Annotated in this window: 25 protein-coding genes, 1 pseudogene and 1 riboswitch; of the genes and pseudogenes, 5 read left to right on the top strand and 21 right to left on the bottom strand. The window is 68.9% G+C overall.

The genetic code is table 11. The annotated features are described in order from the left end of the window. Window positions 1-37: 37 nt before the first annotated feature. The 5 genes from DMB86_RS05740 to speB all read right to left on the bottom strand — a co-directional run bounded on the left by DMB86_RS05740 (window position 38) and on the right by speB (window position 4,140). Entirely contained in the window at window positions 38-361 is a 324-nt protein-coding gene (locus DMB86_RS05740) for a maltokinase N-terminal cap-like domain-containing protein (protein WP_113716939.1), read from the bottom strand. 10 nt (window positions 362-371) lie between these two features. Beyond that, window positions 372-764, bottom strand: coding sequence for a TfoX/Sxy family protein (locus tag DMB86_RS05735; RefSeq protein ID WP_227878617.1), 393 nt, complete (start codon window positions 762-764; stop codon window positions 372-374). Between the two features lie 36 nt (window positions 765-800). Next, window positions 801-1,253, bottom strand: coding sequence for a hypothetical protein (locus DMB86_RS05730; RefSeq protein ID WP_113716937.1), 453 nt, complete (start codon window positions 1,251-1,253; stop codon window positions 801-803). Between the two features lie 86 nt (window positions 1,254-1,339). Then, complete coding sequence (locus DMB86_RS05725) at window positions 1,340-3,046, bottom strand: thiamine pyrophosphate-binding protein (RefSeq protein ID WP_113719360.1); 1,707 nt, start codon at window positions 3,044-3,046, stop codon at window positions 1,340-1,342. A gap of 11 nt (window positions 3,047-3,057) precedes the next feature. Then, window positions 3,058-4,140, bottom strand: a complete 1,083-nt coding sequence (gene speB / locus DMB86_RS05720) for an agmatinase (RefSeq protein WP_113716936.1) — start codon at window positions 4,138-4,140, stop codon at window positions 3,058-3,060. A 251-nt stretch (window positions 4,141-4,391) separates the two neighbouring features. On the opposite strand from speB, the gene DMB86_RS05715 reads away from it, so the two are divergent. Further along, window positions 4,392-6,371, top strand: a complete 1,980-nt coding sequence (locus DMB86_RS05715) for an amino acid permease (protein WP_113716935.1) — start codon at window positions 4,392-4,394, stop codon at window positions 6,369-6,371. Window positions 6,372-6,591: 220 nt separating this feature from the next. On the opposite strand, the gene DMB86_RS20245 is transcribed toward DMB86_RS05715, so the two are convergent. From DMB86_RS20245 to DMB86_RS05680, 7 genes are all read right to left on the bottom strand, one after another. Next, window positions 6,592-6,780, bottom strand: coding sequence for a hypothetical protein (locus DMB86_RS20245; protein WP_129545475.1), 189 nt, complete (start codon window positions 6,778-6,780; stop codon window positions 6,592-6,594). A gap of 230 nt (window positions 6,781-7,010) precedes the next feature. Next, a complete protein-coding gene (locus DMB86_RS05705; protein WP_113716933.1) occupies window positions 7,011-7,259 on the bottom strand; it encodes a ferredoxin in 249 nt (82 codons plus the stop codon). Further along, the gene (locus DMB86_RS05700; protein WP_227878615.1) at window positions 7,256-8,572 is read right to left on the bottom strand and encodes an NADH-ubiquinone oxidoreductase-F iron-sulfur binding region domain-containing protein; all 1,317 of its coding nucleotides are present in this window, start codon (window positions 8,570-8,572) and stop codon (window positions 7,256-7,258) included. The genes DMB86_RS05705 and DMB86_RS05700 overlap by 4 nt, the downstream gene beginning before the upstream one ends. Continuing rightward, on the bottom strand, window positions 8,569-9,147 hold the full coding sequence (locus tag DMB86_RS05695; protein ID WP_227878614.1) for a ferric reductase-like transmembrane domain-containing protein: 579 nt from the start codon (window positions 9,145-9,147) through the stop codon (window positions 8,569-8,571). Before DMB86_RS05695 ends, DMB86_RS05700 begins: the two co-directional genes overlap by 4 nt. After that, on the bottom strand, window positions 9,140-10,201 hold the full coding sequence (locus DMB86_RS05690) for an FAD:protein FMN transferase (RefSeq protein ID WP_227878613.1): 1,062 nt from the start codon (window positions 10,199-10,201) through the stop codon (window positions 9,140-9,142). Before DMB86_RS05690 ends, DMB86_RS05695 begins: the two co-directional genes overlap by 8 nt. Window position 10,202: 1 nt before the next feature. Next, window positions 10,203-10,490 carry a hypothetical protein gene (locus DMB86_RS20515; RefSeq protein WP_113716931.1) on the bottom strand — a complete coding sequence of 96 codons (288 nt, stop codon included), beginning with the start codon at window positions 10,488-10,490 and terminating at the stop codon, window positions 10,203-10,205. 128 nt (window positions 10,491-10,618) lie between these two features. Next, window positions 10,619-11,203, bottom strand: a complete 585-nt coding sequence (locus tag DMB86_RS05680; RefSeq protein ID WP_113716930.1) for a cupin domain-containing protein — start codon at window positions 11,201-11,203, stop codon at window positions 10,619-10,621. 174 nt (window positions 11,204-11,377) lie between these two features. Between DMB86_RS05680 and DMB86_RS05675 the strand changes: the two are divergent. The 3 genes and pseudogenes from DMB86_RS05675 to DMB86_RS05670 form a co-directional block, all read left to right on the top strand. Beyond that, window positions 11,378-11,886 (top strand): annotated as a pseudogene (locus tag DMB86_RS05675) (sodium:solute symporter family transporter); the annotation flags it as partial. A gap of 14 nt (window positions 11,887-11,900) precedes the next feature. Next, entirely contained in the window at window positions 11,901-12,068 is a 168-nt protein-coding gene (locus DMB86_RS20510; protein ID WP_171814380.1) for a hypothetical protein, read from the top strand. A gap of 11 nt (window positions 12,069-12,079) precedes the next feature. Continuing rightward, window positions 12,080-12,191: riboswitch (SAM riboswitch) on the top strand. Between the two features lie 13 nt (window positions 12,192-12,204). Continuing rightward, on the top strand, window positions 12,205-12,519 hold the full coding sequence (locus DMB86_RS05670; RefSeq protein ID WP_113716929.1) for a hypothetical protein: 315 nt from the start codon (window positions 12,205-12,207) through the stop codon (window positions 12,517-12,519). A gap of 170 nt (window positions 12,520-12,689) precedes the next feature. Here the strand turns inward: DMB86_RS05670 and DMB86_RS05665 are convergent, their stop codons facing one another. The 5 genes from DMB86_RS05665 to DMB86_RS05645 form a co-directional block, all read right to left on the bottom strand. Continuing rightward, complete coding sequence (locus tag DMB86_RS05665) at window positions 12,690-12,920, bottom strand: biotin/lipoyl-containing protein (RefSeq protein WP_113716928.1); 231 nt, start codon at window positions 12,918-12,920, stop codon at window positions 12,690-12,692. Continuing rightward, window positions 12,917-13,978, bottom strand: a complete 1,062-nt coding sequence (locus DMB86_RS05660) for an alpha-ketoacid dehydrogenase subunit beta (protein ID WP_113716927.1) — start codon at window positions 13,976-13,978, stop codon at window positions 12,917-12,919. The genes DMB86_RS05665 and DMB86_RS05660 overlap by 4 nt, the downstream gene beginning before the upstream one ends. Continuing rightward, complete coding sequence (locus DMB86_RS05655) at window positions 13,975-14,997, bottom strand: thiamine pyrophosphate-dependent dehydrogenase E1 component subunit alpha (RefSeq protein WP_113716926.1); 1,023 nt, start codon at window positions 14,995-14,997, stop codon at window positions 13,975-13,977. Before DMB86_RS05655 ends, DMB86_RS05660 begins: the two co-directional genes overlap by 4 nt. A gap of 211 nt (window positions 14,998-15,208) precedes the next feature. Beyond that, on the bottom strand, window positions 15,209-15,982 hold the full coding sequence (locus DMB86_RS05650; RefSeq protein WP_171814379.1) for an IclR family transcriptional regulator: 774 nt from the start codon (window positions 15,980-15,982) through the stop codon (window positions 15,209-15,211). A 128-nt stretch (window positions 15,983-16,110) separates the two neighbouring features. Continuing rightward, window positions 16,111-18,861 carry a beta-N-acetylglucosaminidase domain-containing protein gene (locus DMB86_RS05645; protein ID WP_113716924.1) on the bottom strand — a complete coding sequence of 917 codons (2,751 nt, stop codon included), beginning with the start codon at window positions 18,859-18,861 and terminating at the stop codon, window positions 16,111-16,113. 677 nt (window positions 18,862-19,538) lie between these two features. Between DMB86_RS05645 and DMB86_RS05640 the strand changes: the two genes are divergently transcribed. Continuing rightward, the gene (locus tag DMB86_RS05640; protein WP_113716923.1) at window positions 19,539-20,630 is read left to right on the top strand and encodes a VIT1/CCC1 transporter family protein; all 1,092 of its coding nucleotides are present in this window, start codon (window positions 19,539-19,541) and stop codon (window positions 20,628-20,630) included. 89 nt (window positions 20,631-20,719) lie between these two features. Here the strand turns inward: DMB86_RS05640 and purU are convergent, their stop codons facing one another. Genes purU through DMB86_RS05620 form a run of 4 tightly spaced genes read right to left on the bottom strand, consistent with a single transcriptional unit; the run spans window position 20,720 to window position 26,597 of the window. Beyond that, window positions 20,720-21,658, bottom strand: coding sequence for a formyltetrahydrofolate deformylase (purU, locus tag DMB86_RS05635; protein ID WP_113716922.1), 939 nt, complete (start codon window positions 21,656-21,658; stop codon window positions 20,720-20,722). Window position 21,659: 1 nt separating this feature from the next. Beyond that, window positions 21,660-23,033, bottom strand: a complete 1,374-nt coding sequence (locus DMB86_RS05630) for an L-serine ammonia-lyase (protein WP_113716921.1) — start codon at window positions 23,031-23,033, stop codon at window positions 21,660-21,662. Then, entirely contained in the window at window positions 23,024-23,662 is a 639-nt protein-coding gene (locus DMB86_RS05625; RefSeq protein ID WP_113716920.1) for a sarcosine oxidase subunit gamma, read from the bottom strand. Before DMB86_RS05625 ends, DMB86_RS05630 begins: the two co-directional genes overlap by 10 nt. Next, window positions 23,655-26,597 (bottom strand): sarcosine oxidase subunit alpha family protein, encoded by a 2,943-nt coding sequence (locus DMB86_RS05620; RefSeq protein ID WP_113716919.1) that lies wholly within the window; start codon window positions 26,595-26,597, stop codon window positions 23,655-23,657. The genes DMB86_RS05625 and DMB86_RS05620 overlap by 8 nt, the downstream gene beginning before the upstream one ends. Window position 26,598: the final 1 nt, after the last annotated feature.

The raw sequence follows: 26,598 nt of genomic DNA, 5'->3' as shown, positions 1-26,598 counted from the left end.
AGCTGTACCGGCGTGTCCTGCCCCGCCCGGGACGCTGTCAGCGCGGGCTCACCATGCACGACGGCGGAGAGGTCCAGTGCGCGGACGATCCGCAGCGTGAGCGATCCATGGTGCCGACAAGGAACGCCGCGGCCCCGTCCAGCGGTGCGGCCCGGTAGCTCAGCGGCACCTGGCAGGCACCGGCCCCGGCGCCGACCAGGAGGGTCTCGAGGCCCACCTCGCCGTCGGGGTCGTCACAGCGAAAGGAGCCAAGCCGGACCCATGCCTTTGAGTCACCGCTGAACCACGGCTGTTGCGGCAGCCATTGGGCCAGGAGTTCCATTTTTGAAGGCCGCAGCTCGGCCTTGTACACAATCGCCATGCGGCCCCGTCTAGGTCCCTGCCGGTCCGCGCCCGCGGACAAAATCCAGCGCCTCGGCCGCCAGCGTGCCCCAGTCCAAGGTCGAATCCGGGGCAACGGCGAACCATTCCTTCATGGGCTTGCCCTTGTTGGCGTCGAAGCGGCCACCCTCACCCGCCGCGAGCAGCGCGTCCACGCGGCCCGCCGGCAGCTTCACCACGAAGCGGCCGCGGACCAGCATCGCAAAGATCCGCCCGTCGATCCGCAGGGCCGACCGCCCAAAGCCGCGTCCGGCGTCGGGCGGGGTGATGCCGGGCATCTCCGCGAACAGGTCCACCACCGTCTCAAAGCGCACCGCAGGCTCCATGGCTCCCATTATCCGCTTTGACGGATCCGCCGGCGTGTGGGCGTATCGTGTGATCACGCGCTCTGCTTGCCGGCCCGCAGACACCCGCACCGGCTACCCCAAGGACGCAATTCCGCCCTGCAATCCGGATTCAAGCAGCTGGCAGGCAACAAACGGGTCATCCTGCTTCGCGCTGTGGGCGATCAATGTCCTATTCAGCTTTCCGACACTCACTTCGACGACCTTGAAGGCGACGTCGGTTTGGTGGCGCCCCACCAACCTGTCCGAGCCAATGTCCACGCCTTTCAGGACTCCACCGCTGATGGCGGACAGGCGCTCCTGCGTGACGCGAAGTATCTCGTCCCGAAACTTCAGCCCGAAAAGATGTTCATTCAGCCGTTGGAGCGCCGCCTGCCACTTTTCTCGCTCGCCCGAATCAGGGCTTTCAGCCGCCCCGACGGCCTGAAGCGTCTCCCTCGTGACCTCAACGGTGAATTGGGCGGCCTTCCTTTCCACCTCTCCCACCAAACTGGGGCCAATGAGCGGTGCCAGCTCGGTCCACTCCAAGGCCCGGTCGGTTCTATTTCCTGGCCTTCGTCCGCGGCGCCAGCCTGTTCCCGCTCCCCGGCAGCGGGCCCCTCCGGTTCGGAACTTCAGATGTCCAGGTGCGTGGGCCCGAACATCTTCAGGAGCACGTCAACCACGACGACGTTCGGCCCGTCCGCGGCGAAGCCTTCCCTGAGCGCGTCCCCGACATCCTCGGGCCTGACTCGCCGGGCCGGGACGCCGAAGGCTTCCGCGAGCTTGACGAAGTCCGGGCGGGCCAGCTCCGTGTGCGTGGCCTTCCCGAAAGCGCCGACCATGTACTCGCGCAGGATGCCGTAGCCGCCGTCGTCCACAATCAGCCAGGTGACCGGCGCGTTGTGCTGCCTGGCCGTGGCCAATTCGGAGATGGAGTACATGGAGGAGCCGTCGCCGGCCACGGCCAGCACGCGGGCGGGCCTGCCCTGGCCCTGGAGGCCGAGGGCTCCGCCAATGGCGGCGGGGAAGCCGTAGCCGAGGCCGCCGGCGCCTTGGGCCGAGTGGAATTCGCCGTCGCGGGAGTCCCAGCAGCTCCAGCCCCAGTAGGCGGAGATGGTCATGTCCCAGAACGTCTGCATGTCCGCCGGGACCGCCTCGCGGATGTCCGCCATGAACTTTCGTTCGACGGACAGGTCCTGCCCGTCGAGACGCTGGGCAACCTTGGCGAGCGTCTCCTTCACCACCGCCTGGGGCGTGGCGCCGTGCCAGTCGGCGTCGGCACTGAGCGACGCGTCCAGGGCGTCGTCGAGCGCCGTCAGGGCCTGCCCGGCGTCGGCCCGGATGCCCAGCGCAGGGCGGTTGGACTCCAGGACCCGGGGTTCGGCGTCGATCTGGATGATGCGCCCGCGCGGTTCCATGGTGAAGTAGTTGCTGGACACCTCGCCCAGGGACGAGCCGATGACCACCAGGACGTCGGCATCCTCCAGGACCTCGGTGACGTAGCGGTCCTCGACCCACGACTGCAGCGAGAGCTCGTGGTTCCAGGGGAATGCCCCGTTGCCGCCGGGCGTGCAGACCACCGGGGCGTTGAGTTTCTCGGCGATGGACAGCAGCTGCGCCCGGGCCCGTCCCCGGCGCACCCCTCCCCCGGCCACGATGGCGGGGCGTTTGGATTCGGTCAGCCATGTGACGGCCTCGCGGACCAGCTCCACCCGGGGCGGGTTGTCGAAGGGCTCGGCCAGGGCGTCCTCGACGGCGGGCACAAAGATCGGATCCAGCAGCACGTTCTGCGGAACCTCGATCCACACCGGTCCCTGCGGCGAGGACACGGCCTCCGTCCAGGCGTCCTGGATCGCGGAGGGGATGCCGGAGGCGTGCTGGATGAGCCGCTGGCTCTTGGTGACGTTGGCCGCCGACGCCTTTTGGTCATCGAGCTGGTGCAGCATGCCCTTGCGCCGGGCCCCCAGGCCTTCCAGCGGGATCTGGCTGGCGACCACGATCATCGGCACGCCCGTGGCATACGCCTCCTGGAGGCCGGCCAGCGCGGTGAGGGCGCCGGGACCGGTCGAGAGGAACAGCACGCCCACCTCGCCCGTGGCGCGCGAATAGCCGTCCGCGGCGAACGCCGAGTTGTTCTCCACGCGGGAGGAGACGAAGTGCAGCGGGGAGCGGCTGAGGGCGTCGAACAGGCCCAGCGCGTGCTGGCCCGGGATGCCGAAGACGGTCTTCGCGCCCAGGGCCGTCAGGGTTTCGACGACGAGGTCCCCGCCGTTGCGCTGGGTGGTTCCCCTCGCCGGGGCTGCCGGGGCGCCGGGGTCAAAATCGGTCGTCTGGCCGATTGCCGCGTCACTCACTCGGCACCGCCCGTGGCGACGGTCCGGGCAGCAAAGCCGGCCGGCCGGCGTCGTGCTTCAGCATCGAGCGACTGCGCGGCATAGCCGTTCGCGGCGCCGAAACGGTCGCCGGGGACATGGTTGTCCGCCATCAGGGAGATGAGCTCAAAGCCCACGTGACTGGCGGCGACGCCGGTGATTTCGGCGTGGTCGTAGGCGGGCGCCACCTCCACGATGTCGGCGCCGATGAGGTTCATGCCGCGGAAGCCCCGGATGATCTCGATCAGTTCGCGGCTGGTGATGCCGCCGGCCTCCGGGGTGCCGGTGCCGGGGGCATGCGCGGGGTCCAGGACGTCGATGTCCACGGAGATGTAGAGGGGGCGCTTGCCGATGCGGTCGCGGATTTTCGCCACGGTCTCCAGCACGCCCTGGTGGTAGACGTCGGCGCTGGTGACGATGCCGAAGCCGAAGCGGTGGTCGTCGTCGAGATCCTTCTTGCCGTACAGCGGGCCGCGGGTGCCCACGTGCGAGATGGCCTCGGTGTCCAGCAGGCCTTCCTCGACGGCGCGGCGGAAGGGGGTGCCGTGGGTGTATTCGGCGCCAAAGTAGGTGTCCCAGGTGTCCAGGTGCGCGTCGAAGTGCAGCATGGCAACCGGCTCGCCGGCGCGCTCGGCGGCGGCGCGCAGCAGCGGCAGCGAGATGGTGTGGTCCCCGCCGATGGTCATCAGCTTCGAGCCGCCCGCCGTGAGGTCCAGTGCATTGTGCTGGATGGTCTCAATGGCCTCGTTGATGTTGAACGGGTTCACGGCCATGTCCCCGGCGTCCGCCACCTGGCAGTTTTCAAACGGGGACACGTCCCAGGCCGGGTTGTACGGGCGCAGCAGCCTGCTCGCTTCACGGACGTGGTTGGCGCCAAACCGCGCACCTGGCCGGTAGGAGACGCCGCTGTCAAAGGGGACGCCGACGACGGACACGTCAGCCTTGGCTATCTGGTCCAGCCGGGGCAGCCGCGCATACGTGGCAGCACCCGCATAGCGTGGAATTTGGGAGGAATCGATGGGCCCCAGGTTCCCATTGGCCTCGATGCGGATCTCTTTCACGGACGTCCCTCGTTTCATAGGCAGTAGACCTGCGTCACGGGCGGTCTACGTTCACCATCGTACAACTGAAGTTGCCTAATGTGAATCAAAAGTTGTCTCAAAGGGAATTCCGTTCGACGTCGGGCCAGGGCGAAAACACATGCGTCAAGATTTCGTCAAAACCGGGTTTCCCGCGAGCTTGCAGTGTTAGTCTCACTGAGCCGCCAATGGGCGGACTAGTGCCGCGCGTCCATGGGCGAAAGGATCCTCCCGTGACTTCCCTCTCCCGTCCCCCAGCGGATCCCGGGACCCCGCTCAAGCCGAAGGGCACCATGGCGTTTCGCCTATGGCTCATGGAAGGCATGCCCGAAAGTTCAGGAAAGCACCAGGGTCCCCACGGGCGCCCCGACGCCGAGCACAAGCCGCACACCTGGTGGCGGGTCATGTGCCTGACCGGGCTGGACTACTTTTCCACCCTCGGCTACCAGCCCGCCATCGCCGCACTGGCGGCCGGAGTGCTGGCGCCGCTGGCCACCATCGTCCTTGTCATCGTGACCCTTTTCGGAGCCCTTCCCGTGTACAAGCGCGTGGCCCGGGAAAGCCCGCACGGCGCCGGCTCCATCGCCATGCTGGAGCGCCTGCTCCCCCGGTGGTGGGGCAAGCTGTTCGTGTTGGCCCTTCTGGGTTTTGCCGCAACGGATTTCATGATCACCATCACGCTTTCCGCCGCCGATGCCTCGGCACACGTGATTGAAAACCCGTTTGCGCCCGCCTTCCTCCACGGACAAAACATCGTCATCACCCTGGTATTGGTCGCTGCCCTGGCCGCCGTGTTCCTTCGCGGATTCAAGGAGGCCATCGGAATTGCCGTGGTCCTGGTAGCCGTGTTCCTGTCGCTGAACCTGGTGGTGATCGCCGTCGCGCTGGTCAAGGCCCTGGGCAGCCCCCTCCTCACCGCGGACTGGTGGACGGCCCTGACCACCCAGCATGGCAACCCCGTCATGGTGGTGGCCATCGCCCTGCTCGTTTTCCCCCGCCTGGCACTGGGCCTGTCCGGCTTCGAGACCGGCGTGGCGGTCATGCCCCAGATCAAGGGGCGCCCGGGCGACACCGAGGACAAGCCGACGGGCCGGATCGCCGGGGCACACAAGCTGCTGACGACGGCGGCCGTCATCATGAGCACCTTCCTGATCACCTCCTCGCTGGCCACCACCATCCTCATTCCCGCGGCGGAGTTCCAGCCGGGCGGGGCCGCCAACGGCCGCGCCCTGGCCTATCTGGCCCACCAGCTTCTCGGCCAAGGCTTCGGCACGGTGTACGACCTCAGCACCATCGCCATTCTGTGGTTTGCCGGCGCCTCCGCGATGGCGGGCCTGCTCAACCTGGTGCCGCGCTACCTGCCCCGCTTCGGCATGGCCCCGGAATGGGCCGGCGCCGTGCGGCCCCTGGTGCTGGTGTTCGGCGTCATCGCCGTCGTCATCACGCTCGCCTTCAAGGCCAGCGTCGACGCCCAGGGCGGCGCCTATGCCACCGGTGTCCTGGTCCTGATCACCTCCGCCGCCATTGCCGTCACCCTCTCGGCCAAGCGCAAAAAGCAAAAGGCGCAGACCATCGGCTTTGGCGCCGTGTCCGTGGCGTTCATCTATACCACGGTGGCGAACTCCATCGAGCGCCCGGACGGGCTGAAAATTGCGGCGCTGTTCATCGCCGGCATCGTGGGCGTCAGCTTGCTGTCCCGCATGCGGCGCGCCTTCGAGCTGAGGGCCACGTACATCCGCATGGACGAGGCCGCCATGAAATACGTTGCAGCCGTGGACGAGGGGACGATCCGCTTCATCTCCCACGACCCCAAGACCCGCGACGCCGCTGCCTACCGCCGCAAGCTCAGCCACGCAGCCACCGTCAACGAGATCGGCGACCCGCAGGACGCCCTTTTCCTGGAGGTCATCGTGGACGACTCCTCCGACTTCGAGACGGCACTGGAAGTGCGCGGCATTGAGCTCTACGGGTTCAAGATCCTCGAGGTGCACGGCTCCACCGTGCCCAACACCGTGGCGGCCGTCCTGCTCCACGTGCGCGACGCCACCGGAGTCATCCCCCACATCTACTTCCGCTGGAACGAAGGCAACCCCATCGCCAACCTCCTCAAGTTCCTCTTCTTCGGCGAAGGCGAGATCGCGCCTGTCACCCGCGAGGTGCTGCGCGAGGCCGAGCCTGACCTGACCCAGCGCCCCTGGGTGCACGTCGGCTGACGACCCTCCCGCAGATCCGGGGCGGCATATGCTGATCATGCACTCGACAGTGGAATGGTGGCTACCACGGTAGTCACCGGGACTTGGGGGATCACGTGGGAGCACACTGGAGCAAACGGACGCATTCTCCCCACGCCCAACCCCTTCCCGGAGTGCTGGCGGTATCGGCTGCTGTCGCCGGGCTTGCGTTCCCCCGCACGGAGCTCCTGTATGGCCCCGCCTACATCGCCACGATCGGCTTGGCCGTGGCTACTCCCCTAGCCTTCTTGCTGGTGGCGCCCAAGGGCTCGTTGAAGCGGAGCCGCGCCATTCTTTGGCTATTCACCGCCACGGCGGTTTCGGCAGTGGCCTCGGCGGCAATGGGAGGACTCCTCTTGTCGATGGGCTTTGACGGTTCCGCTGCCGACATCGGCGGTTTTCCGTTGTGGCTGCTGTCTACGGGCGCCCTGGTTACCACGTCACTGGTTGCCGTCAACGTTTGGCGCAAGGAGCAGGAAGGCCCGGCGACAACCCTGAAAGCCTCCAACAGCAAGCGCGTCGGGTCAAACACCAACGCGACTGACTATCGCCGGGCCAAACACCCCCACAACTGCAGGAGCGTCCGGCCAAACACCCCCACAACTGCAGGAGCGTCCGCATTCAGGGGCGGGTGATGCGCAGGGCCAGAAGCGGGCAGAGCTTCACGGCGTCCATGGCCGGGACGAGTTCTGCGCCGGTCAGGGGCACGTTCGTCGCGTCGCCGCTGCCGCGGATCCGGCCGGGCGCGGCGAGCGGGTAGCCCCAGTCGTCGCGCGTGAGCGCTTCCGGAAGCAGTTCGGCACAGAGTCCACGTCCGTCGCACACGGTCCAGTCGATGTGCAGCCGCGCCGCCGGCCCGCCGGCGTTCATTGCGCCGCTCCGTCTGCCCGGGCTGCCGCAAGGCACTGTCCCGCCAGGTGCCACCGGACGTCGTCGGCAAATGTCTCCAGTGCGCTGTGGATGAGCTGCACCGTGCCGTCCGGGTGGTGGCAGGCGCCGCGGCCGGACACCAGGGCCGACAGCCGCTCCACCTCGCGCACCAGGTCCGGCGCGCCCGAGCCGGCAGCGAGACGCTTCATGACGTCCGCGAGCGCCGGCAGCCCGAACATGCATGGGCCGCATTGGCGTGCCGACTCCCCCGCCAAATAATCCACCATCCGTGCCGTGGCCTCGAGGCCGCACCGGCCCACACCCAGCACGTGCAACACTCCGGCGCCCGGCCGGACCCAGCCCGCGGACGGCGCCCCGGGGGACGGCGGCCCAGACGGCGCGCCACCGGACGGCGCCCCCGTCGAAAGCACCATTCCCGAAGGCCGGACCCAGCACCCGTGGTACCCGCCCACCAGGACGGCGGAAACGGCGTCGAGCCCCACCCCCGCCGACGCGAGCACGTCGCCCAGGCCGGCACCGCCGGGCACCTCGAGCACCACCTCCGACGGGACGTTGCCGGTCACCGACACCAGCCGCGTGCCCGGGTCCTCCGCAGTGCCCTCGGCGCGGAACCAGTCGGCCCCGTAGCGGGCCACGAGGGCGACGTGGGCCCACGTTTCAACGTTGTGGACCAGTGTGGGGCGGCCCTTGAAGCCACTTTCGGCCAGCCGTCCTGCAAGGTCGCGGGGCAGCGCCCTGCCGGTCTCCAGGAAATTGACCACGGCGCTGGCCTGGCCGGCCACAAAGGTGTCCGGTGCCTCGAGCAGCGCAATGCTCCGGGCATCCGCCCGTTCGGCGAGCGCCGCGGCCACAGGTTCCAGCCGTGCCGCGCCGGCATAGATGAACATGCTGCCCGCGCCGAGTGCCTCCGCCGCCGCGAGCAGCCCGTCGATGACCAGATGCGGGGCGTTGTGCAGCAGCGTGGCGTCCTTGAAGCTGAGCGGCTCGCCTTCCGCGCCGTTCGCGATGAGCACCGGCGCGCCCGTCCGCCGCGCATACCTGTTGGGCCTGCGGGAGAGGTCGACGGCGGCAAACTTCCGCCACGCGGAGAACCCCGCGCCGCCGCGGCCGGTCAGCCCGGAGGCCTCCAGCTCCTGCGCCAGCGATCCTCCCGGCGCGCGTCGCGGCATCGTGCCGTAGGCCGCGAGGTGCGCAGCATGCCCGGCGTTGGCGCCGCCAGCGAACAGCCGGGAAGCGGCGGACTGCCCGGCAGCGCCCCTTTCCACCGGCTCCACCGCCGTGTCCGCGCTCATGGCCGCCACCCGTTCCGGGCGGTTCCACCACTGCCCCGCAGCGACGCCGTCTCCAGGAAGCCGGCCGACACCCTCCACGCCGCCGCGGCCAGCACAGCCACGGTGAGTACGACGGCGGCGGCCACCACCGGCGCGCTCGTCCCGTCCGTTCCGTTCCCCACGGAGTGCGCCAGCGCCAGCGGCCACATGACATAGCTGGCCCAGTGCACCACACGGAATGTCCGCTGTCCCAGCCGGTGCCGGAGGGCGCTGGTGACCACCACGGCGGCCATCAGGTCCAGGGCCACCGTGCCCAGGCCCTGCCAAAACCCCCTGTAGCTGCCCAGGAAGGGGACCACCACGTCCACCAGGTTGACCCGCGCGTAGGAATCGAGCAGCAGGGGCGTCACATGGAAAACAAGGAACACCACTGCCAGCAGCGAAATGTTGCGGTGCAGCAGTGAAACGGAAAACCGCGGAATGACCAGCAGCGGCCGCCCGGACCTGGCCAGAATGCCCAACAGCACCGAACCCGTCAGGAGCACCATGGACACCAGGCCGCTGACCCGGGCAAAGGCCCACATGGCGTCATCCATGGAAACCAGCTCCCGCCAGCTCGGGCGCGGGCCAGCCCGCCGTCGTCAGGACGCGGCCGCCCTGGTCCACCAGACGGGCGCTGACGGAGGAATCCCGCAGCCAGGCGGCGGCCGCATGCCCCTTGACGATGGCGGCGGTGCTGTACGCATTGGCCTCCAGCGCGGTGGGCGCGGCGACGCTGGCACTGCGCCAGACGGCGTCGGCCGGCAGTCCGAAGCGCGGGTCCAGGATGTGGTGGCGCAGCGCGCCGGCCTGCTGCCAGCGGCGCTTGGACGTGCTGGAGGTCGCCAGCGCGCGGCCCGCCGGCAGGGACACCTGCTGGGCGGGGTCGCCGGGCGTGTCCTGGACCAGGACCTGCCAGTGCCCGGCCGCCCCGTCCGGGGCCGGGCCCGCGGTGGCGATGTCGCCGCCCAGGTTCACCAGCACGCCGCAGCCACGTTCGACGGCGATCCGCGCCGCCGCCATGTCCGCCGCCACCGCCTTGGCCGTGGCGCCGAGATCCACGGTGACGTCCGCGGGAACAGTCAGGCACCTGCTGTCCAGGGCGATGCGAGTCCAGCCGGGCGCGCGGGGCTCGTGCGGCTGGGGCGCGCCGGGCAGGAGGGCACTGGGCTGGGGCGCGTGCGCCTGGGACCTGCCGGCGGACGAAAGTCCTGTGGAGGACGGACCGGCAGCCAAGCGGCCGGCCGACCGGGCGCCGTCGTTCCTTCCGGGCCCGGGGAGGGAAGCAAAATCCGCGTCGTAGCCGAGGGAAATGAGGTCCCCGCCCAGGGTGGGGTCCACGGCGCCGCCCGTCCACCGGGCCGCCGCCAAGGCTGACTCCATCAGGGTGGCCAGCAGCGGAGACACGGTGGCGCCGTGCACCAGGTCCCCGCGCCGCACCGCCAGTTCCGAGTCCGTGCGGAAGCGGCTGCAGGCGAGGTCGACGGCGTCGAGCATCCCTTGTGCCAGCCTGGCCGCGGCATCGGCCTGCCCGGGATCGGTCACCACCACCGAGGCGGACAGTCCCCACACCTGCCAGGACCGGCGGGCCGTGGCGTCATCCGGCGCCACGTCAGGATCCCGCCGACCGGGAGTGGCTGGCGCTTCCGTTGCCGGGCAGCAGCTGGGTGCCGGAGGAGGAGCCGGACTGTGAGCCGGAGTCCGGTGAGGAACCTGAGTCCGAGGACGGGTCCGGCGTCGTGGTGCCGCTGTTTTGGGTCGTTGCGGCCTTGGCTGCGTTGGCGGCGTTGATGGTGCCATCCAATGCAACGCTGCCCAGTGCCGCCGTCCCCAGTGCGCCCATGGCCACCACGGACGTGACCGTCTGGGCGATTTTCCTGCCGTCGGCTGTTCGTGCCATGACGGGCCCTCGCTCTCAAAGTCCAAGTTTGGCGTTGTGTCCTGTCTTCAAGGATCAACGTGCTGGCTTTGAATTTGCCGTGAACGGGCCGGTGGGAACTTAGGTATCCGCTTGGCGGCTCGTGGGCGTCAGTAGCCCGATCCGGAGGCGGCGGGGACCAGGATGAACAGGGCCTCCACGGGGGCGGCGGAGCGGTTCTCCCAGGAATGCGGCTCCCGGCCGGGGAAGGAGAGCGTGTCCCCGGCCTGCAGGTCGTACGATTCCTGGGTCATGATCAGCGTCAGCTCGCCGCTGACGATGTGCAGCACGTCAACGTCACAGTCGACGGCGTACAGCTCGGATTCGCCGCGGCCAAACGGTTCGATGGTGGTGCCAAGGATTTGCAGGCGGCGCTCCGAGCGGGCGGTGAGCAGCCGTTCCACGATGCCCTCGCCCCCCAGCGAGATGCGCGGGCCCTCACCGCGGCGCGTCAGGTGCGTCTCGGGGGCGGCAAAAAGCTCGCCGATGGAAATGGACAGGACTTGGCACAGTGTCACGAGGGACGCGACACTGGGAGAGGTGAGGTCACGCTCCACGCGGCTCAGGAACCCCTTGGTCAGCCCGGTCGCGTCGGCCACATGCTCAATCGTGAGCCGCTGTGACTGACGGGCGGCACGGATCCGTGAGCCGATGGCCACCGGGGCAGAGCTGGGTTCAACGGGCAGTGCCTTCATGTGTGCTCCTAAGGGGTCCGGGCTACGCGCACCCACCGTGGCCCTCCCACGGGCAGGGTCACTTTGACTGTCGCGTCCATCACAGTTTAGCCTAATGGACAACGGATGTTGCCTCTTGGGCAATTTTATTTCGCGGATCCGCAGCCACTCTGGAGCACCTTCATGACCTTTAACGTTGCCATAGGCATGCTGCTGCTGAGCCTCCTCTTCGCCGGCACCATCCTGCGCCTGAAGATCTACACCGTTTCCCAGATGCTCAGCCTGCGGTACGGCCAGAAAACCACCACGATGTCCGGCATCGTCATGCTGGCCTAGACTGTCCTGATCTCGGCCACCTCTTCGGGCGCCCATGCCACAATTTTTGTGGTCCTGTCCGGCTGGGACCGGTGGCTCGCCATTGCGGTGGGCGGCGCCATCGTGCTGGTCTACTCAACCATCGGCGGCATGTGGTCCATCACGCTCGCCGACCAGGTGCAGTTCGTCATCAAGACCGTGGGCGTCTTCCTGCTCATGCTCCCGTTCGCGTGGAAGGCCGTCGGCGGCCTGTCCGGCATCCAGTTCCGGGTGGAGCCAGCTTCTTCCAATGGAACGGGATCGGCCCGCAGACCATCATCACCTACCTTGCCATCTACACCCTGGGCCTGCTGATCGGCCAGGACATCTGGCAGCGCGTGTTCACCGCCAGCTGATCTCCATCGTGGTCAGCGACGTGGTCTTCGCGCTGACCATCGCCTACGACATCCTGGTGGGCGGGCTGCCCGTGGCCATCATCGGCGGTCTGGCCTGGGCGTGGGGAGTTGGAAGTGGGGCGGGTGGTGACGTAATTTATTACGCCGCCACCCGCCGTCGTACTTTTTGGCGGTAGAGTGGTGCCAGCTTCAAGAGATGCGGCGCCAAGCTCCGACTGGCCGCGCACCAACCCCATGTTCACAGGGTGGTTCGGATGAGGAAGCGGCCCGACGCCAACCGGTGCGGGCAAGAGCACACGCAAAGGCCATGACATGACCATTACTGCCGTCAACCGCCCCGTCCGCACACAGCAGGCCAACCGCACCGTCCGCACACAGCAGGCCAAGCGCCCCGAAGGCATCCCCGTCCTGCCCGCCGTGGACATCAACCTCGGATCCGTCACGTTTTTCACCCCGGGCGGGCACCGCCAATACTGGTCCGCCGAACCGGCCGAACTGGTCAACGCTCTCACGGAGGCCGTCCGGCCGGCCCAGTGGATCCCCGAAATCGGCACCCTGGTGGTGACCGTCGCACAGACGGGTGTGCGGGCGGGCCGGCGCCTCGGCTTCCGCCTCGCGGCACACTAGCTGGCTCGGCCACCAGTCGCTGGCGTCTGGAAATACGGCCGGGTGATCAGCTCGAAGCCGTGCCCTGGCGGGTCCTTAAAGTAGACTCCGCGCCGGCCGACCGGCCAATCCGTGTCTGGCGCGAGGCCGGTCCGGTAATCACCGGACCGGCCCACATGCGGTGAAGATCCTCATTCGATGACGGCGATCACGGCACCCTGGGCCACCTCGTCGCCCTCCTGGACCCGGAGCCGGACGGTGCCGGCCAGGGGCGCGTAGATTTCGGCGTCGACCTTGTCGATGGACACCTCGGCGAGCAGGTGCCTGTCCTTGACGGGGTCGCCGTCGGCCACGTACCAGGTGGACACCACGCCGGGCTCGGACGCGTCGCCGGTCATCATCGGAAACAGGACATCAGTCACGCGGCCACCGCCTTTCTCACCGCGGCCTCGATGCGCGCGGACGTTGGCAACACAGCATATTCCAGTTCCCGGGCGTACGGAATGGGAACGTCCGGCACGCACACGCGGCTGAACGACTTCAGCAGCGACGGGTCGTGCTCGGTGATGGTGGCCGCGATCTCCCCGGAGAGCCCGAACGAGCGGTAGTCCTCATCCACCACGATGACCCGTCCGGTCTTGGCTGCCGTCGCAATCACGGCACCCCGGTCCAGCGGGACAAGCGAGCGCAGGTCCAGCACCTCCACGCTGATGCCCTCCGGCGCCAGCTTCTCGGCCACGTCCAAGCTGTGGTGCACGGACAGTGACAGCGTCACAATGCTCACGTCGGCGCCTTCGCGGGCCACCCTGGCCTTGCCGATCGGCACCACGTAGTCCCCCTCCGGCACGGCGCCGATCGAGCGCTGGTTCTTGGCCATCCAGGCCAGCCCCATGACGCCCTTGTGGAACATGTACACGACCGGGTCATCGGAGCGGATCGCCGCCGTCATGAGCCCCTTGGCGTCGTACGGGTTGGACGGGACCACCACCTTCATGCCGGGCAGGTGCGCAAACGTCCCCCACAGCGTCTGCGAGTGCTGGGCGCCGTCCGAATAGCCGCCGCCCACGGCCGTCATGAGCACCATGGGCACGCGGACGTGGCCGCCGGACTCGTAGTGGATCTTGGCCATGTGGTTGTAGATCTGGTCCATGCACACGCCAAAGAAGTCCACGAACATGAGCTCCACGACGGGCCGCATGCCCTCCACCGCCGCGCCGATGCCCAGCCCGATGAACGCCGACTCCGAGATCGGGGTGTCCAGGACGCGCTCCGGGCCGAACCGCTCCAGCAGCCCCGTGGTGGAGGAGAAGATGCCGCCGTACGCGCCCACGTCCTCGCCCATGACAAACACCGACGGGTCCGCCGCCATCTGCGAGGCGATGGCCTCCTGGATGGCCTTGGCCGTGTTCAGCCGCCGCGTGCCCGGTTCGGGTTCCCGGGGCAGCGGCCGGTGCGCGGCCGCCGCAGTTGCCTGGCTCATGAGATTCTCCCTTCCACAAAGACGTACTTGCGGGCCTCGTCCGGGTTGGGCGTTGGCGCCGCCTTGGCATGCTCGACGGCGTCCGCCACCTGGGTCAGTGCGCTCGCCTTCATCTCCTCCAGCTCTTCATCGCCGAGGGCGCCGGCGTCGCGCAGGCGCTTTTCGTAGGCGGGGATGGGGTCGCGGTCCGGCACCTGGGCAAGTTCGGGCCGGTAGCCCTGGGCGTCGCCCTCGAAGTGGCCCCACAGGCGCAGCGTGTGCACCTCGATGAGGCTGGGCCCCTGGCCTGCGCGGGCGCGGGCGACGGCGGCCCCGGCCGCGGCGTGCACGGCCTCGACGTCGTTGTCCTCCACGCGGAGCCCGGGTATGCCGTAGCCGACGGCGCGGACCGCGTTCGACGGCACGGACGTGGACGCCGCCCGTGCCACGGAAATGCCCCAGTCGTTGTCCTCGATGACGAACACGACGGGCAGCTTCCACAGCGCTGCCAGGTTCAGGGACTCGTGGAACGGGCCTGCGTTGGCGGCGCCCTCGCCGGCGACCGCGACCGCGACGTTCCGGCTGCCGGCACGCTGGAACGCGAACGCCTGGCCGAGCGCGGAGGGGAAGCCCTCGGCCACGATGCCCGAGCAGGAGAAGTGCGTGGCGGGGTCGAAGAGGTGCATGTGCCCGCCACGTCCGTGGCCCAGCCCCGTTTCCCGGCCGAAGATCTCCCCCGCCAGCGAGCGCAGGTTCATTCCCTTCCCGATGGCCAGGTGGTGCGGGCGGTGCGTGGCCGTCAGTGCATCCCGGGTCTCCAGGTGCGCGCACACGCCCGCCGCCACGGGTTCCTGCCCGGCGGAGAGGTGCATCTCCCCCGGGATCAGGCCCGCACCGATGTCAAAGCCCGGGCTCTTGTCCGCGTGGTAGTCACGCAGGACCGCTTCCTCAAACGTCCTCATGAGGATCATCCGGCGCAGCAGTTCCTGCCGCCCTTCAGTGGTGAGGCCGCTTGCAACCTCGGTTGATTGCACGGTCATCGTCTCTCCTTGCCACCAGATGCGATGCCTCCGGCGACGGTGCGCCGCACTGTGCGCGCACTCATCCAACGGCCCGCATGCCCATTAACAATGAGCCTAGGCAGGGCGCCGCGGGGCGGACACCGCACGGATTTCAGGGGATGAAAACAACGCCCTTGACAACTCCGGGCCTTCGCCTCGGAACAGTCCGTCCGTCAGCACAGTCCGTCCGTCAGCCTCCGGGCGTCCCGCCCGTGGCCAGGAGCAGTTCCAGCCGGGCGGCCGCCCGTTCCAGCGCCCGGGTGGGGTCCGTGCCGGCCCGCACTGCCCCGACCGGCCGGGAGATGGCCAGCGCCCCGGCCCACGTGGACGCCGCGACGGGGACCGCCAGGCAGGTGAACCCCAGCGCATATTCCTGCTCGTCGCGCATGGCGGTCGCTCCGCCGTCGAGCAGGTGGAGGAACTCCCGCGGCGAGGTGACGGTGTGTGGCGTGAGCCCGGCCAGCGGGTGGGCGGAGACGTAGTCGAGGCGTTCGGCCACGGTGCGCCCGGCCAGGATCTGCTTGCCGAAGGCCGTGGCGTGCGCGCCGTCCTCCAGCCCGACCCACAGGTCCATCCGCGGGGCGAGCGCGTCGTCGACAATGTCCACCAGCTCGATCTCACCGTCCCGGAAGCGGGCCAGGTAGACGGGGGCGCCCAGTTCATCGCGGAGGCTGTTGAGCACGCCCCGGACCCGGGCCAGGGCAACGGCGCTGCCCGCGGCGGCCAAGGCGGGGTGGCCGGGGCCGAGCACGAAGCCGTCGGTGTCCTGGACCACGTACCGGGAGTGGGCCAGGGTCCGCAGCACGTTGTAGGTGGTGCCCAGGCTCAGGTCGGTGGCCCGCGCGATCGACTTGGCCGGCAGCGGGCGCGACGCGGAGCCGATGCAGTCCAGGACGGCCAGCGCCCGGCTCACCGAGGAGATCAGGGTTGGGGTCTTTCCGTCGTGGATGTGCGTGGAGTGCATCACCATACCTCCCCTGCCAGACTACCGCGGTTGGCTTTTGCCGGACATGGGCAAGCGCCGCCGCCGTCCCCCTCGTGGAGGTACGACGGCGGCGCCTGCCGTGCGCCGCTGCCGTGCGCAGGCCGGTGCTACTGGGCGGCGCCGAGGATGATCTCGTTGATCACCGGGGCCGGGCCGCGGTCCAGGGCGAGCCGGACACCGGTGACGGGAGAGCCGCCGACGGTCACCTTTGTGTAACCGGCCTTGAGCTTGCCGGCCTTGGCCCACACGCCCCCACGCTGGACCTGGACGGTCCCGGACGCGGTGCCGACGACAGTCACGGACGGCACGGTGCGGGCGTCGAAAAGCTGGGTGACGTTGTCGCCCAGCACGGCGGCGCGGGCGCCGGTCCAGGCGGTGTCCACCCGGCCGTCAACGGCCGCGGACAACGTGCTGCCGGCGGCCGGGGCGATCGTGGAGGTGATGCCGGCCGGGACGGTGCTGACAGTGAATTCGCGGATCTTGATCCACTTGCCTCCCGGGTTGACGGCGGTGGCGACGATCCTCACGTAGCGGGCCGTCACGGGCGTGGCGAACGTGGCGTTGATGACGGGGGCGTTGTCAAAGGTGCCGGCGTCGGTCCACGTGGTGCCGTCCACGGAGTACTGCAGCTTCGCGTGGTACATCATGTCGGCCTGGACGATGTCCGAGTCCGACTGCTGGATCTTCACGGCGGTGATGCTGGCGGGCGCGCCCAGGTCGGCACCGATCGTGTCCCCCACCACGGGGGTGTTGTTCGTCCAGAAGATGGTGCCGGTGTCGCCGTCGAACATGTTGGCCGGGACGTTGTTGCCATACGCCTGCATGCTGGTGACGGCCTTCGGCGCCGTTCCGGCGGCGGGAACTGCTCCGAGCCAGGCGTCCGCCACGGACTTGGCCTTGGCCACGAACGCCTGGAAGACGCCGTCGCCGACCTGCGGCACCACCAGGCCCTGGTCGGCTCCGGACTGCGTGGGCTGGGTGGCCGCGCCTGCCGCGGCCACCGCGGCGTTGAGCTTGGTGCGCGCCTTCACCAGTGCCGCGCCGTCGTTGTCCTTCACGGCCTGGAGCATGTCCAGGGCGTCCTGGGTGGCGTCTCCCCAGTTGGCGGCGGTGTCGATCCAGTGCTTCGTGTCGGCGTAGAAGCCGGCCGAGGCAATCTTGGCCAGGACCTTGGGCATGTGCTGGATCAGTGAGGCCCTCGCGGCGAGCGCCGAACGGGCGGGGAAGGCCCCGGCGTCGTACGCGGCCCAGAAGGACGCGACGTCGGCGGACAGTGCGGGTGCGCTCGGGGTGAGCGGGTCGTCTTGCCAGTTCTGGTTCAGGTCGGCAAAGGCGGTGAGGGACTCCACGGCGCCCTTGTTGCTGCCGGCCAGCAGCTTCAGGGCCGCGGCCATGGACGGCTTGGGCTGATAGGCCGGGCCGTTCCAGGTGAAGTCGGCGAAGTTGAACAGCGTGGGCAGCGACGCGTACGACTCGATCATCGGGTTCGCCGTGATGCCGCTCGTGGCCGTGTAAAGGTCGGCGTCGCGGCCGATCAGCGGCGCCATGAACAGCTTGTTCTTGGCAAAGTCGTTGACCGGGTAGTTGTCCCAGATGAACAGTCCCCGGGGATCGGCTGCCGTGCCGTAGGTGACCTGGGCGGCCTTGGTGCTGGCCGTGGTGATCCGGTGCGAGACCACATTTTCACCGGTCCACTGCAGCAGGATGTCCTTGTCCATGGTCGCGCCAAGCTCGGCCTTGTAGGGGGCGGCCCCCGATCCGGCATAGTTGGTGGGCACCATCTCCAGGGGCCCGACGTCGGGGTGCTTCTTGATGAACGCGGCGTTGACGGCGTTCAGGTAGTAGGCCTGGGCGTCGGCAAGTCCCCGGAAGTTGCCCTTGGGGAACATGGCCTTGTCCGCGGCGCACTGCAGGTACGGGGAGATGTCGTCCAGGGCGATGTAGAAGTTGTGGACCCCGAGCGCGTACAGCGACTCGAACTTGGCCACCGTGGAGGCCAGGTCCGCCGGATTCGAGTAGCAGATGTCGTTGCCGGGCGAGAGCGCGTAGGTGAACTTCACGTGGTTCGCCGTGGCCGTGTCGATGAGGTCCTTCAGCTGCGCCAGCTGGTCGCCGGTGTACAGCTCACGCCACTGGGCGCGCAGCAGCGGATCATCCTTGGGCGAGTAGATGTAGGTGTTCATCTTCTCCTGGCCGTAGAAGGCGAACTGGTCCAGCCGGGCCTGGTGGGACCACGGGATGCCGTAAAAGCCCTCCACCGTGCCGCGCACGCTCATCAGCGGCCAGTCCCTGACCCGGACGGGCGCAATGTCCTTGTCGCTGATCACCTGGCGCAGTGTCTGGACGGCGTAGAAGCTGCCGCTGCCGTCGGCCCCGGCCAGCACCGCTGCGCTGCGGCCCTTGACCGTTCCGGTCGCCAGCACATAACCTTCGGCGTGCGTGAGCGTCGGTGCCGCGTCCACGCCCAGGGCGCCCAGGGCGTCGGCCACTTCGGGGTTGCTCTGCGGTGTGCCGAGGTAGACGACGCTGCCGTTTTTGACGTTGCTGTCATCGAGCGCCACGGTGACGTTGTGGCTTGATTCCTTCAGCAGCGCCGTCGCCGAGATGATCGCCGGCTTGTCCGTGGCCTGGCCCACCACCAGGGTGACCTTGCCGTTCAGGGGCACGTCGCGGCCCTGGCTGACGACGGATTGTGGCACGGGGTAGATGGCGGGCGTCTTGGCAGTGGCTTTGCTGTCCACGGCCTGTTCCCCGGCCAGGGCCGCGGGCGCGGCGCTGAGGAGGAGGGAACCGGCCACGACGGCGGCGGTCCCCACGCCGGCCATTCGTGTCCTGAGTGAGGGTCTTTCGTGTGTCATTGTTTGTCCTTGGGGTCGCTGCTGCGCGGTTGTGTAACCCGCGCCACAGCACTTAACCACGCCGGGCCCCGCGACGGATAGGGCCGCCGGCCGCCTTCGGACATCGTTCCCGTGCCGTGCGGCCGGCAACCGGCGACTGATTTTCACTGCATGGTTCGAGGCCGCCTGGGTTCCCGGGAAGCCGCGATGCCGGTCCGCACGTCGCCATTATTTTCAACAACGCGAGGGCAGGCACTACGCAACGCGGCACCATGACCGCTCCCCCGTCCGGGGCGCCCCGCCGTCGTGCGCTGACGAATTTTCACGCTGAAGGGGATGGACGGCATCCATTGTTTTTTGCCTGAAAGTCCTGACACGGCGGGAATGTTACGGAAAACTTCCGGCTGATGGACCGCCCGCCAATGCTGCAACGGTCTCCGCCCACCCGGGCCGGCCCGGACAGCAGCAGGTGATGGCCGAACATGAGCGCGTGGACATCGAGGCGGCCCGCTTTCGGAAAAGCCGCCGCCCGGGAGACAACCAAACCAGGACAAACCGCGTTGCACCCTTCCTGACTGAGCGGCCCGGAATGCAGCGCTGCCGGATTGCGGTTCCCCGAAACCTTTTTCCTAGGGCCGCCGCCCAAAAAACCGCGTCGATTCGCGCTACAGTGATGGCTGACTTGAGGAGTTTCCACCGTGCCAGAACGCATTCCCACGCCGGCCGAGATCAAGCGCTGGCGGCAGTACCTGGCCGATGAGCGGGCCGAGGCAACCGTGTATCGCGACCTTGCCAGACGCCGCGACGGCGAGGAAAAGGCGATCCTGATGGCCTTGGCCGAGGCCGAGGGCCGCCACGAACAGCACTGGCTGAACCTGTTGGGCGAGCATGCCGGCATCCGAACGCGTGCGTCCCTGCGCAACCGCCTGCTCGGGCTGCTGGCCCGCAGGTTTGGCTCCGTCTTTGTTCTCGCACTTGCCCAGCGCTCGGAATCCCGCTCCCCCTACGCCACCGACACTGACGCGACCCGCGCCATGGCGGCCGACGAGGCCATCCACGAGGAAGTGGTCCGCGGCCTGGCCACGCGCGGGCGCAACCGCCTCGCCGGGTCCTTCCGGGCCGCCGTGTTCGGCGCGAATGACGGCCTGGTCAGCAACCTCTCGCTCGTCATGGGCATGGCGGCCACGGGAGTGGGCAGCCATGTGGTGTTGTTCAGCGGCGTCGCCGGCCTGCTGGCCGGCGCCCTGTCCATGGGTGCCGGTGAATTTGTCTCCGTCCGCTCGCAGCGCGAGCTGCTCGGCGCGTCGCAGCCGACCCGGGTGACGCTCTCGGCTGCGCCCTCCCTGGACCTGAACGACAACGAGCTCGTGCTCGTCTACCTGGCCCGGGGCATGTCCCGCGAAGCTGCCGAGCACCGCGCCGCCGAACGCATGGGCCAGTTCACCTGCGATTGCGATCCCAGCCTGTCCCTGACGCCCGACAACTTTGAGCGTCCGGACGAACACGAGACGCTGGGCACCGCATGGGGCGCAGCAAGCTCGAGCTTCTGCTTCTTTGCCTCCGGCGCCATCGTGCCCATCATCCCTTTTCTCTTCGGCATGAGCGGGCTCGGGGCGCTGGTCCTCGCCTGCGTCTTGGTGGGTCTGGTGCTGATGGTGACGGGCGGCGTCGTCGGACTTCTCTCCGGCGCGTCGCCGCTGTGGCGGGGGCTGCGGCAGCTGGCGATCGGCATGGGTGCCGCGGCGGCCACCTACCTGCTGGGCCTCACGTTCGGGGCCGTCATCGGCTAGCGCCCCAACTGTGTCGCATCAACTGCACGAACATGGCGAAATATGTGCACTTTCCGCGACACAGTTGGGAGGGGAGCGGGTGGACGGGGTCAGCGCAACACGATGGTCCGGTTCCCCTGCACGATGACCCGGCCCTCGCAGTGCCAGCGGACGGCATTGCTGAGCGCCTTGCACTCGGTGTCCCGCCCGGCCGCGACCAGGTCGTCGGGCCCGTACGAGTGGTCCACGTCGATCACCTGCTGGGAGATGATGGGTCCCTCGTCAAGCTCGCTGTTCACGTAGTGCGCCGTGGCACCCACCGTCTTCACGCCGCGGGCGTACGCCTGGTGGTACGGCTTGGCGCCCTTGAACGACGGCAGGAACGAGTGGTGGATGTTGATGGCCCGACCCTCCAGCTTGCGGGTGAGCCCGTCGCTGAGCACCTGCATGTACCGGGCCAGCACCACCAGTTCCACGTCCAGTTCGTCCACCAGTTCCAGCAGCCTGGCTTCCGCCGCCGGCTTTGTACCGGCGGTGACCGGCACGTGGTGGAACGGGATGCCGTGCCATTCCGCCAGCCGCTGGTGGTCGGGGTGGTTGGAGACGACGGCGACGACGTCCACCGGCAGTTCCCCGGTGCGCGTCCTGAACAGCAGGTCGTTGAGGCAGTGCTCAAACTTGGAGACCATGATCAGCACGCGCCGTTTGGCGCCGTGCGGGCGCAGCTCCCAGCGCATGCCGTGCCGGGCCGCCAGCGGTTCCAGCGCCGACCGCAGCGACGTCAGGGTTTCCTCCCCGGCGGGCGCGGCAAAGTGCAGCCGCATGAAGAAGTGGCCGTCAGGCTCCGGCGTCCCGGGGACAGCGCGCAGGTGCTGGCGGTCGCTGAACTGGCGGTTGTCGATGATGTCCGCGCCGTGGTCAAGCAGGACGCCGGAGAGCCGGTGGACAATCCCGGGGCTGTCCGGGCAGTCCAGGGTCAGGACGTACTGGGCCGTGGCCGGCCGTGCCGTTTCGGCGGCGGTTTCCGTGGCAGTGTCGAGGGCGCCCATCTCAGCACTCAATCACGTTCACGGCGAGGCCTCCGCGGGAGGTTTCCTTGTACTTGGTCATCATGTCCGCTCCTGTCTGGCGCATCGTCTCGATTGCCTTGTCCAATGACACCTTTTGGCTGCCGTCCCCGTGCAGGGCCAGCCGTGCCGCGTTGATGGCCTTGACGCTGGCGATGGCGTTGCGTTCGATGCACGGGATCTGCACCAGCCCGCCCACCGGGTCGCAGGTCAGGCCGAGGTTGTGCTCAATGCCAATCTCGGCGGCGTTCTCGGCCTGGACCGGGGTCCCGCCCAGCACCTCGCACAGCGCGCCGGCGGCCATGGAGCATGCCGAGCCCACCTCCCCCTGGCAGCCAACCTCCGCGCCGGAGATGGAGGCGTTGAGCTTGAAGAGGATGCCGATGGCGGCGGCCGTCAGCAGGAACCGCACGACGCCGTCGTCATTGGCGCCCGGCACAAACTTCATGTAGTAGTGCAGCACGGCCGGAATGATGCCGGCCGCCCCGTTGGTGGGGGCGGTGACGATCCGGCCGCCGGCGGCGTTTTCCTCGTTGACGGCCAGGGCAAAGAGGTTGACCCATTCCATGGCCAGCAGCGGGTCCGCGGCATCGTCCGGCGTCTGGAGGTCGCGCAGCAGCCCGGGCGCCCGCCGCGTCACCTTCAACCCGCCGGGCAGGATGCCGTCGGCTGCGCAGCCGTTGGCCACGCAGGCCTGCATGACGGACCAGATGTTCAGCAGCTTGGCGCGCAGGTCTTCCTCCGTGTGCCACACCATCTCGTTGGCGAGCATGACCTCGGCAATGGACAGGCCCTCCCGCCGGCAGATGGCCAGCAGCTCGTCCGCGGTGGTGAAGGGATGGGGCAGCACGGTCTCGTCCATGACCACCCGGTCCGCACCCACGGCCTCCTCGTCCACCACAAAGCCGCCGCCCACGGAATAGTAGGTGCGCTCGCGCACCACCTCCCCGCGGTGGTCAACGGCACGGAAGGTCATGCCGTTCGGGTGGGCCGGCAGCGACTTGCGCCGGTGCAGGACCACGTCCTCGCCGTAGTTGAAGTCGACCCGGTGGGTGCCGCCGAGCATCAGCGCCGCGTCCAGGGCGGACTCGGCCACGAGGTCGTCGGCCCTGTGCGTGTCGACGGTTTCGGGGTCGTGCCCCTGCAGTCCGAGCACCACTGCCTTATCGGAGCCGTGCCCGCGGCCCGTGGCGCCCAGGGAGCCGAAGAGCTCCGCCTTCACGCGGACGACGCCGGACATCTCGCCGTCGTGCGCCAGGCCGTCGGCAAAGCGCTTGGCCGCCCGCATCGGGCCCACCGTGTGGGAGGAGGAGGGCCCGATGCCGATGGAAAACAGGTCAAGAACGCTCAGAGCCATGTCGGGTGTCCTGCAGCGGCGAACTCCCGCATGCCGTCCAGGAGCCAGCGGCCCAGGTAGTCGGCAAACGACGCCCGCGGGAAGAGCTGGAAAGTCTCCGCCCCGGTCTTCCACAGCAGCACCGGGATCTTGCCGACCTCGGTGGTGATGGCCGTGCCTTCGGTGAAGGTGCGCGGGTGGAGGTCCGCGGCACAGCTCTTCTCCAGCACCTCGCGGGCGCTGGGTCCCGACAGCTCAAAGGTGGTCCGGTTGCTGGAGAGGTCGATGACCTGGCCGGCGCCGTCGCCCAGGGCGGTCACCAGCCCGGCGACGAAGCCGCCGTCGTCCACGCCGTGGTCCGGGGCAATGGCGAGGAACTCGTCCGGGGCCAGCCACAGGGTGGACACCCCGTGGGGGCCGGACGCGACCTTGCCGCAACTCTCGGGCAGTCCGCCCGTCAGTGCGCCGATCCTGGCGCCGGCCTCGGAGAGGGGGTCGACGCGGATGCCGACCATGGTCTGGAACGGTACTTCACGCAGGCTGACCCCGCGCGACCCGGCCACCGAGCCGGCGCTGAACTCCGTCCACAGGTGCTGGGCCGGGCTCCGGCGCAGTGCCAGTACCTCTGTGTTTTCTGCTGTGTTAACCATCTCGGCGCTTCCCTTCGGCATCAAAAAGTACAGTTTCCCCGATAACCACGTCCACCAGCTCGGGGCCGACGGCGGCCACCATGCGTTCGCCGATCCGGTTGCGGCCGTCCTTGATCAGGGCCAGCCCGAAGGACCGTCCCAGCGCGGCGCTGTGGTAGCTGGAGGTGACGAACCCCTGCATCGGCACGGGCCCGTAGGCGGGATTCACGGCCACGCCGGCTTCCACGAGCTGCGTTCCTTCCGGCAGCCTGATCGAGCCGTCCACCGGCAGCACGCTGACCAGGTGCTTACGGCCCTCGCGGACGGCGTCGGCGCGCTGGTAGGAGCGCTTGCCGATGAAGTCCTTGGCCTTGGAGACCACCCAGTCCATGCCGGCGTCCGCCGGTGTGACGGTGCCGTCCGTGTCCTGGCCGACGATCGGGTAGCCCTTTTCGGCGCGGAGCACGTGCATCGTCTCGGTGCCGTAGGGGGTGATGTTGAATTCCTCCCCGGCCTCCGTGACGGCCTCCCACGTCGCCAGGCCATACCAGGCCGGGACGTTGATCTCGTAGGCGAGCTCGCCGGAGAAGGAGATGCGGCAGACCCGGGCGGCGACGCCGGAGGCCAGGACCGTCTCCTTGAAGGTCATGAACTTGAACTCGTCGTTGGAGAGGTCCAGCCCAGGGGCCACCTTGGCCAGGACGGCGCGGGACTTGGGCCCGACGACGGCGATGGTGGTCCACTGCTCCGTCACCGAGGTGAACGTGGCGTCCAGATCCGGCCATTCGGTCTGCTGCCATTCCTCCAGCCAGTCCAGCACCTTGGCGGCGCCGCCGGTGGTGGTGGTCATGAAGAAGCGGTCGTCGTCCAGGCGCAGGGTCACGCCGTCGTCGAAGATCATGCCGTCCGGGGTGCACATGACGCCGTAGCGGGCGGAGCCGGGGGCGAGCTTCTTGAACGCGTTGGTGTAGATCCGGTTCAGGAACTCCCCCGCGTCCTTGCCGCGGATCTCGATCTTGCCCAGCGTGGTGGCGTCCATGTAGCCCACGGAGTCGCGGACGGCGGCGCATTCGCGCAGCACGGCCGCGTCCATGTCCTCGCCCGGCTGCGGGTAGTACCAGGGGCGCTTCCACTGGCCGACGTCCTCGAACAGTGCGCCGCGGTCCTCGTGCCAGGAGTGGATGGAGGTGCGGCGGGCGGCGTCGAACAGCTCGCCGCGCTGGCGTCCGGCCAGGGCCACGAACGGGACGGGAGTGAACGGTGCCCGGTAGGTGGTGGTGCCGATGGCGCCGATGTCGGGGTCGACTTCGGTGCCCTGCTGGCGGAACGCGGCGGCAATGACGCCGATCGCGTTCACGCCGGAGGTCTTGCCCTGGTCGTTCGCGGTGCTGATGGAGGTGTACCGCTTGATGTGCTCGACGCTGCGCATGCCGGCGCCGGTGGACCGCCAGACGTCCGCCACGCTCTGGTCGCGCTGGAAGTCGACGAAGTGGTGGTGCCAGTCCGACGCCGTTCCTTCCGTCCCGCCGACCAGCCACAGCGGGCGGGTGGGTCCGGTGGGCTGGGCCGGGCGGGCGGGGCGGGCCGCGGCGGCGGTGGCGGCAGCAACGGCGTCGGCCGTGGCAAAGCCGGCGTTGACGGCGGCCACCGAGCCGGCCGTGGCGCCTTCGGCTACGCAGTCGGTGAGGGCGTAGCTGCCGCGGCAGGCGCCCACCGTCTGCTGGTTCTTGACCACGGTGGAGGGCACAAAGCCGGCCAGTTCCAGGTCCCAGCGGACCTTGCCCTGCGCCTGGCTGTGCAGGTGCACCACGGGGCTCCAGCCGCCGGAGACGGCCAGGAGGTCTGCGTCGATGTCCTCGACCGGACCGACGGGGGCGCCGTCGTCGTCGATCGCGGACACCGTGACCTTGTTGACGCGGGACTCCCCGGACGTGTTGACCACGGCGCTGCCCGTGATGACGCGGATGCTGTCTGCGGCCGATGAAGCGACCGGGGAGAGCTGCTGGCGGGCGTCGACGACGGCGGCCACCCCGACACCCGCGCTGAGCAGGTCCGCGGCGAGCTGGTAGGCGCTGTCGTTCGTGGTGCCGATGACCACGCGTGATCCGGCCGCGACGCCATAGCGGTTGAGGTAGGTGCGGGCGGCGGAGGCCAGCATGATGCCGGGGCGGTCGTTGTTTTCAAAGACGATCGGGCGTTCGTGGGCGCCGGTGGCCAGGACCACCTGCTTGGCGCGGATGTGCCAGATGCGCTGGCGGGAAACGCCGTCTCCGGGTTCCTCCGCCAGGTGGCCGGTGCGGTTCTGCACGGCGATCAGGAAGTTGCTGTCGTAGGAACCGAACACGGTGGTGCGGTGCAGCACCGTGCATTCCTCGCTGGTCAGCAGTTCCGCCTCGACGTCGGCCACCCATTCGAGGGCGGGCTTGCCGTCGACAGTCTCGTCGCGGCCGGAGAGGAGGGCGCCGCCCAGTTCCGGCTGGTCGTCGATGAGGATCACGCGGGCGCCGGTGCTGGCGGCCTCCCGGGCCGCGGCGAGCCCGGCGGGGCCCCCGCCGACCACGAGCACGTCGGTGTGGACGTACTTTTTGTCGTAGACGGCCTCGTCCTCAGTGGGGTCCAGCTTGCCGAGGCCGGACAGGAGTTCGGCCTCGAGCCCGTCGACGAGGGGCACGGCGGTGGCGGGCAGCATGGATTCGGCGGCGTGGCCGGGGAAGCGTCCGGCCACCTTGATGAGGGCGTTGGATTCCTCGACGCCGGCGGAGAGGATGCCGCGGGGACGGTCCTCATACAGTGAATTCCCGGCGGCCAGACGGCCGTTGGCGATCAGCGCGGAGGCCACGGTGTCACCCGGGTGGCCCGTGTGCCGAACGCCGTCCACGGTGAAGTTCCAGGTGATGCTGCGGTCGATCCGGCCGCCGCTGGGCAGCCTGTTCGGCTGGTTGTTCTGCTCGGTCATC

Source organism: Arthrobacter dokdonellae, from assembly GCF_003268655.1.
Classification (GTDB): domain Bacteria; phylum Actinomycetota; class Actinomycetes; order Actinomycetales; family Micrococcaceae; genus Specibacter; species Specibacter dokdonellae.
This window is presented reverse-complemented; position numbering and strand designations above follow the sequence as displayed.

Excerpts from the sequence above, each read along its gene's own strand:
- DMB86_RS05670 (WP_113716929.1), top strand. The coding sequence starts at position 12,205 with ATGACCATTACTGCCGTCAACCGCCCCGTCCGCACACAGCAGGCCAAC.
- DMB86_RS05645 (WP_113716924.1), bottom strand. The coding sequence starts at position 18,861 with ATGACACACGAAAGACCCTCACTCAGGACACGAATGGCCGGCGTGGGG.
- DMB86_RS20245 (WP_129545475.1), bottom strand. The coding sequence starts at position 6,780 with ATGTCGGCAGCGGAACCGTCAAAGCCCATCGACAAGAGGAGTCCTCCC.
- DMB86_RS05740 (WP_113716939.1), bottom strand. The coding sequence starts at position 361 with ATGGCGATTGTGTACAAGGCCGAGCTGCGGCCTTCAAAAATGGAACTC.
- DMB86_RS05625 (WP_113716920.1), bottom strand. The coding sequence starts at position 23,662 with ATGGTTAACACAGCAGAAAACACAGAGGTACTGGCACTGCGCCGGAGC.
- DMB86_RS05680 (WP_113716930.1), bottom strand. The coding sequence starts at position 11,203 with ATGAAGGCACTGCCCGTTGAACCCAGCTCTGCCCCGGTGGCCATCGGC.
- DMB86_RS05620 (WP_113716919.1), bottom strand. The coding sequence starts at position 26,597 with ATGACCGAGCAGAACAACCAGCCGAACAGGCTGCCCAGCGGCGGCCGG.
- DMB86_RS05630 (WP_113716921.1), bottom strand. The coding sequence starts at position 23,033 with ATGGCTCTGAGCGTTCTTGACCTGTTTTCCATCGGCATCGGGCCCTCC.
- DMB86_RS05695 (WP_227878614.1), bottom strand. The coding sequence starts at position 9,147 with ATGGATGACGCCATGTGGGCCTTTGCCCGGGTCAGCGGCCTGGTGTCC.
- DMB86_RS05705 (WP_113716933.1), bottom strand. The coding sequence starts at position 7,259 with ATGAACGCCGGCGGGCCGGCGGCGCGGCTGCACATCGACTGGACCGTG.
- DMB86_RS05650 (WP_171814379.1), bottom strand. The coding sequence starts at position 15,982 with ATGCACTCCACGCACATCCACGACGGAAAGACCCCAACCCTGATCTCC.
- DMB86_RS05660 (WP_113716927.1), bottom strand. The coding sequence starts at position 13,978 with ATGAGCCAGGCAACTGCGGCGGCCGCGCACCGGCCGCTGCCCCGGGAA.
- DMB86_RS05700 (WP_227878615.1), bottom strand. The coding sequence starts at position 8,572 with ATGAGCGCGGACACGGCGGTGGAGCCGGTGGAAAGGGGCGCTGCCGGG.
- purU (WP_113716922.1), bottom strand. The coding sequence starts at position 21,658 with ATGGGCGCCCTCGACACTGCCACGGAAACCGCCGCCGAAACGGCACGG.
- DMB86_RS20515 (WP_113716931.1), bottom strand. The coding sequence starts at position 10,490 with ATGGCACGAACAGCCGACGGCAGGAAAATCGCCCAGACGGTCACGTCC.
- DMB86_RS05655 (WP_113716926.1), bottom strand. The coding sequence starts at position 14,997 with ATGACCGTGCAATCAACCGAGGTTGCAAGCGGCCTCACCACTGAAGGG.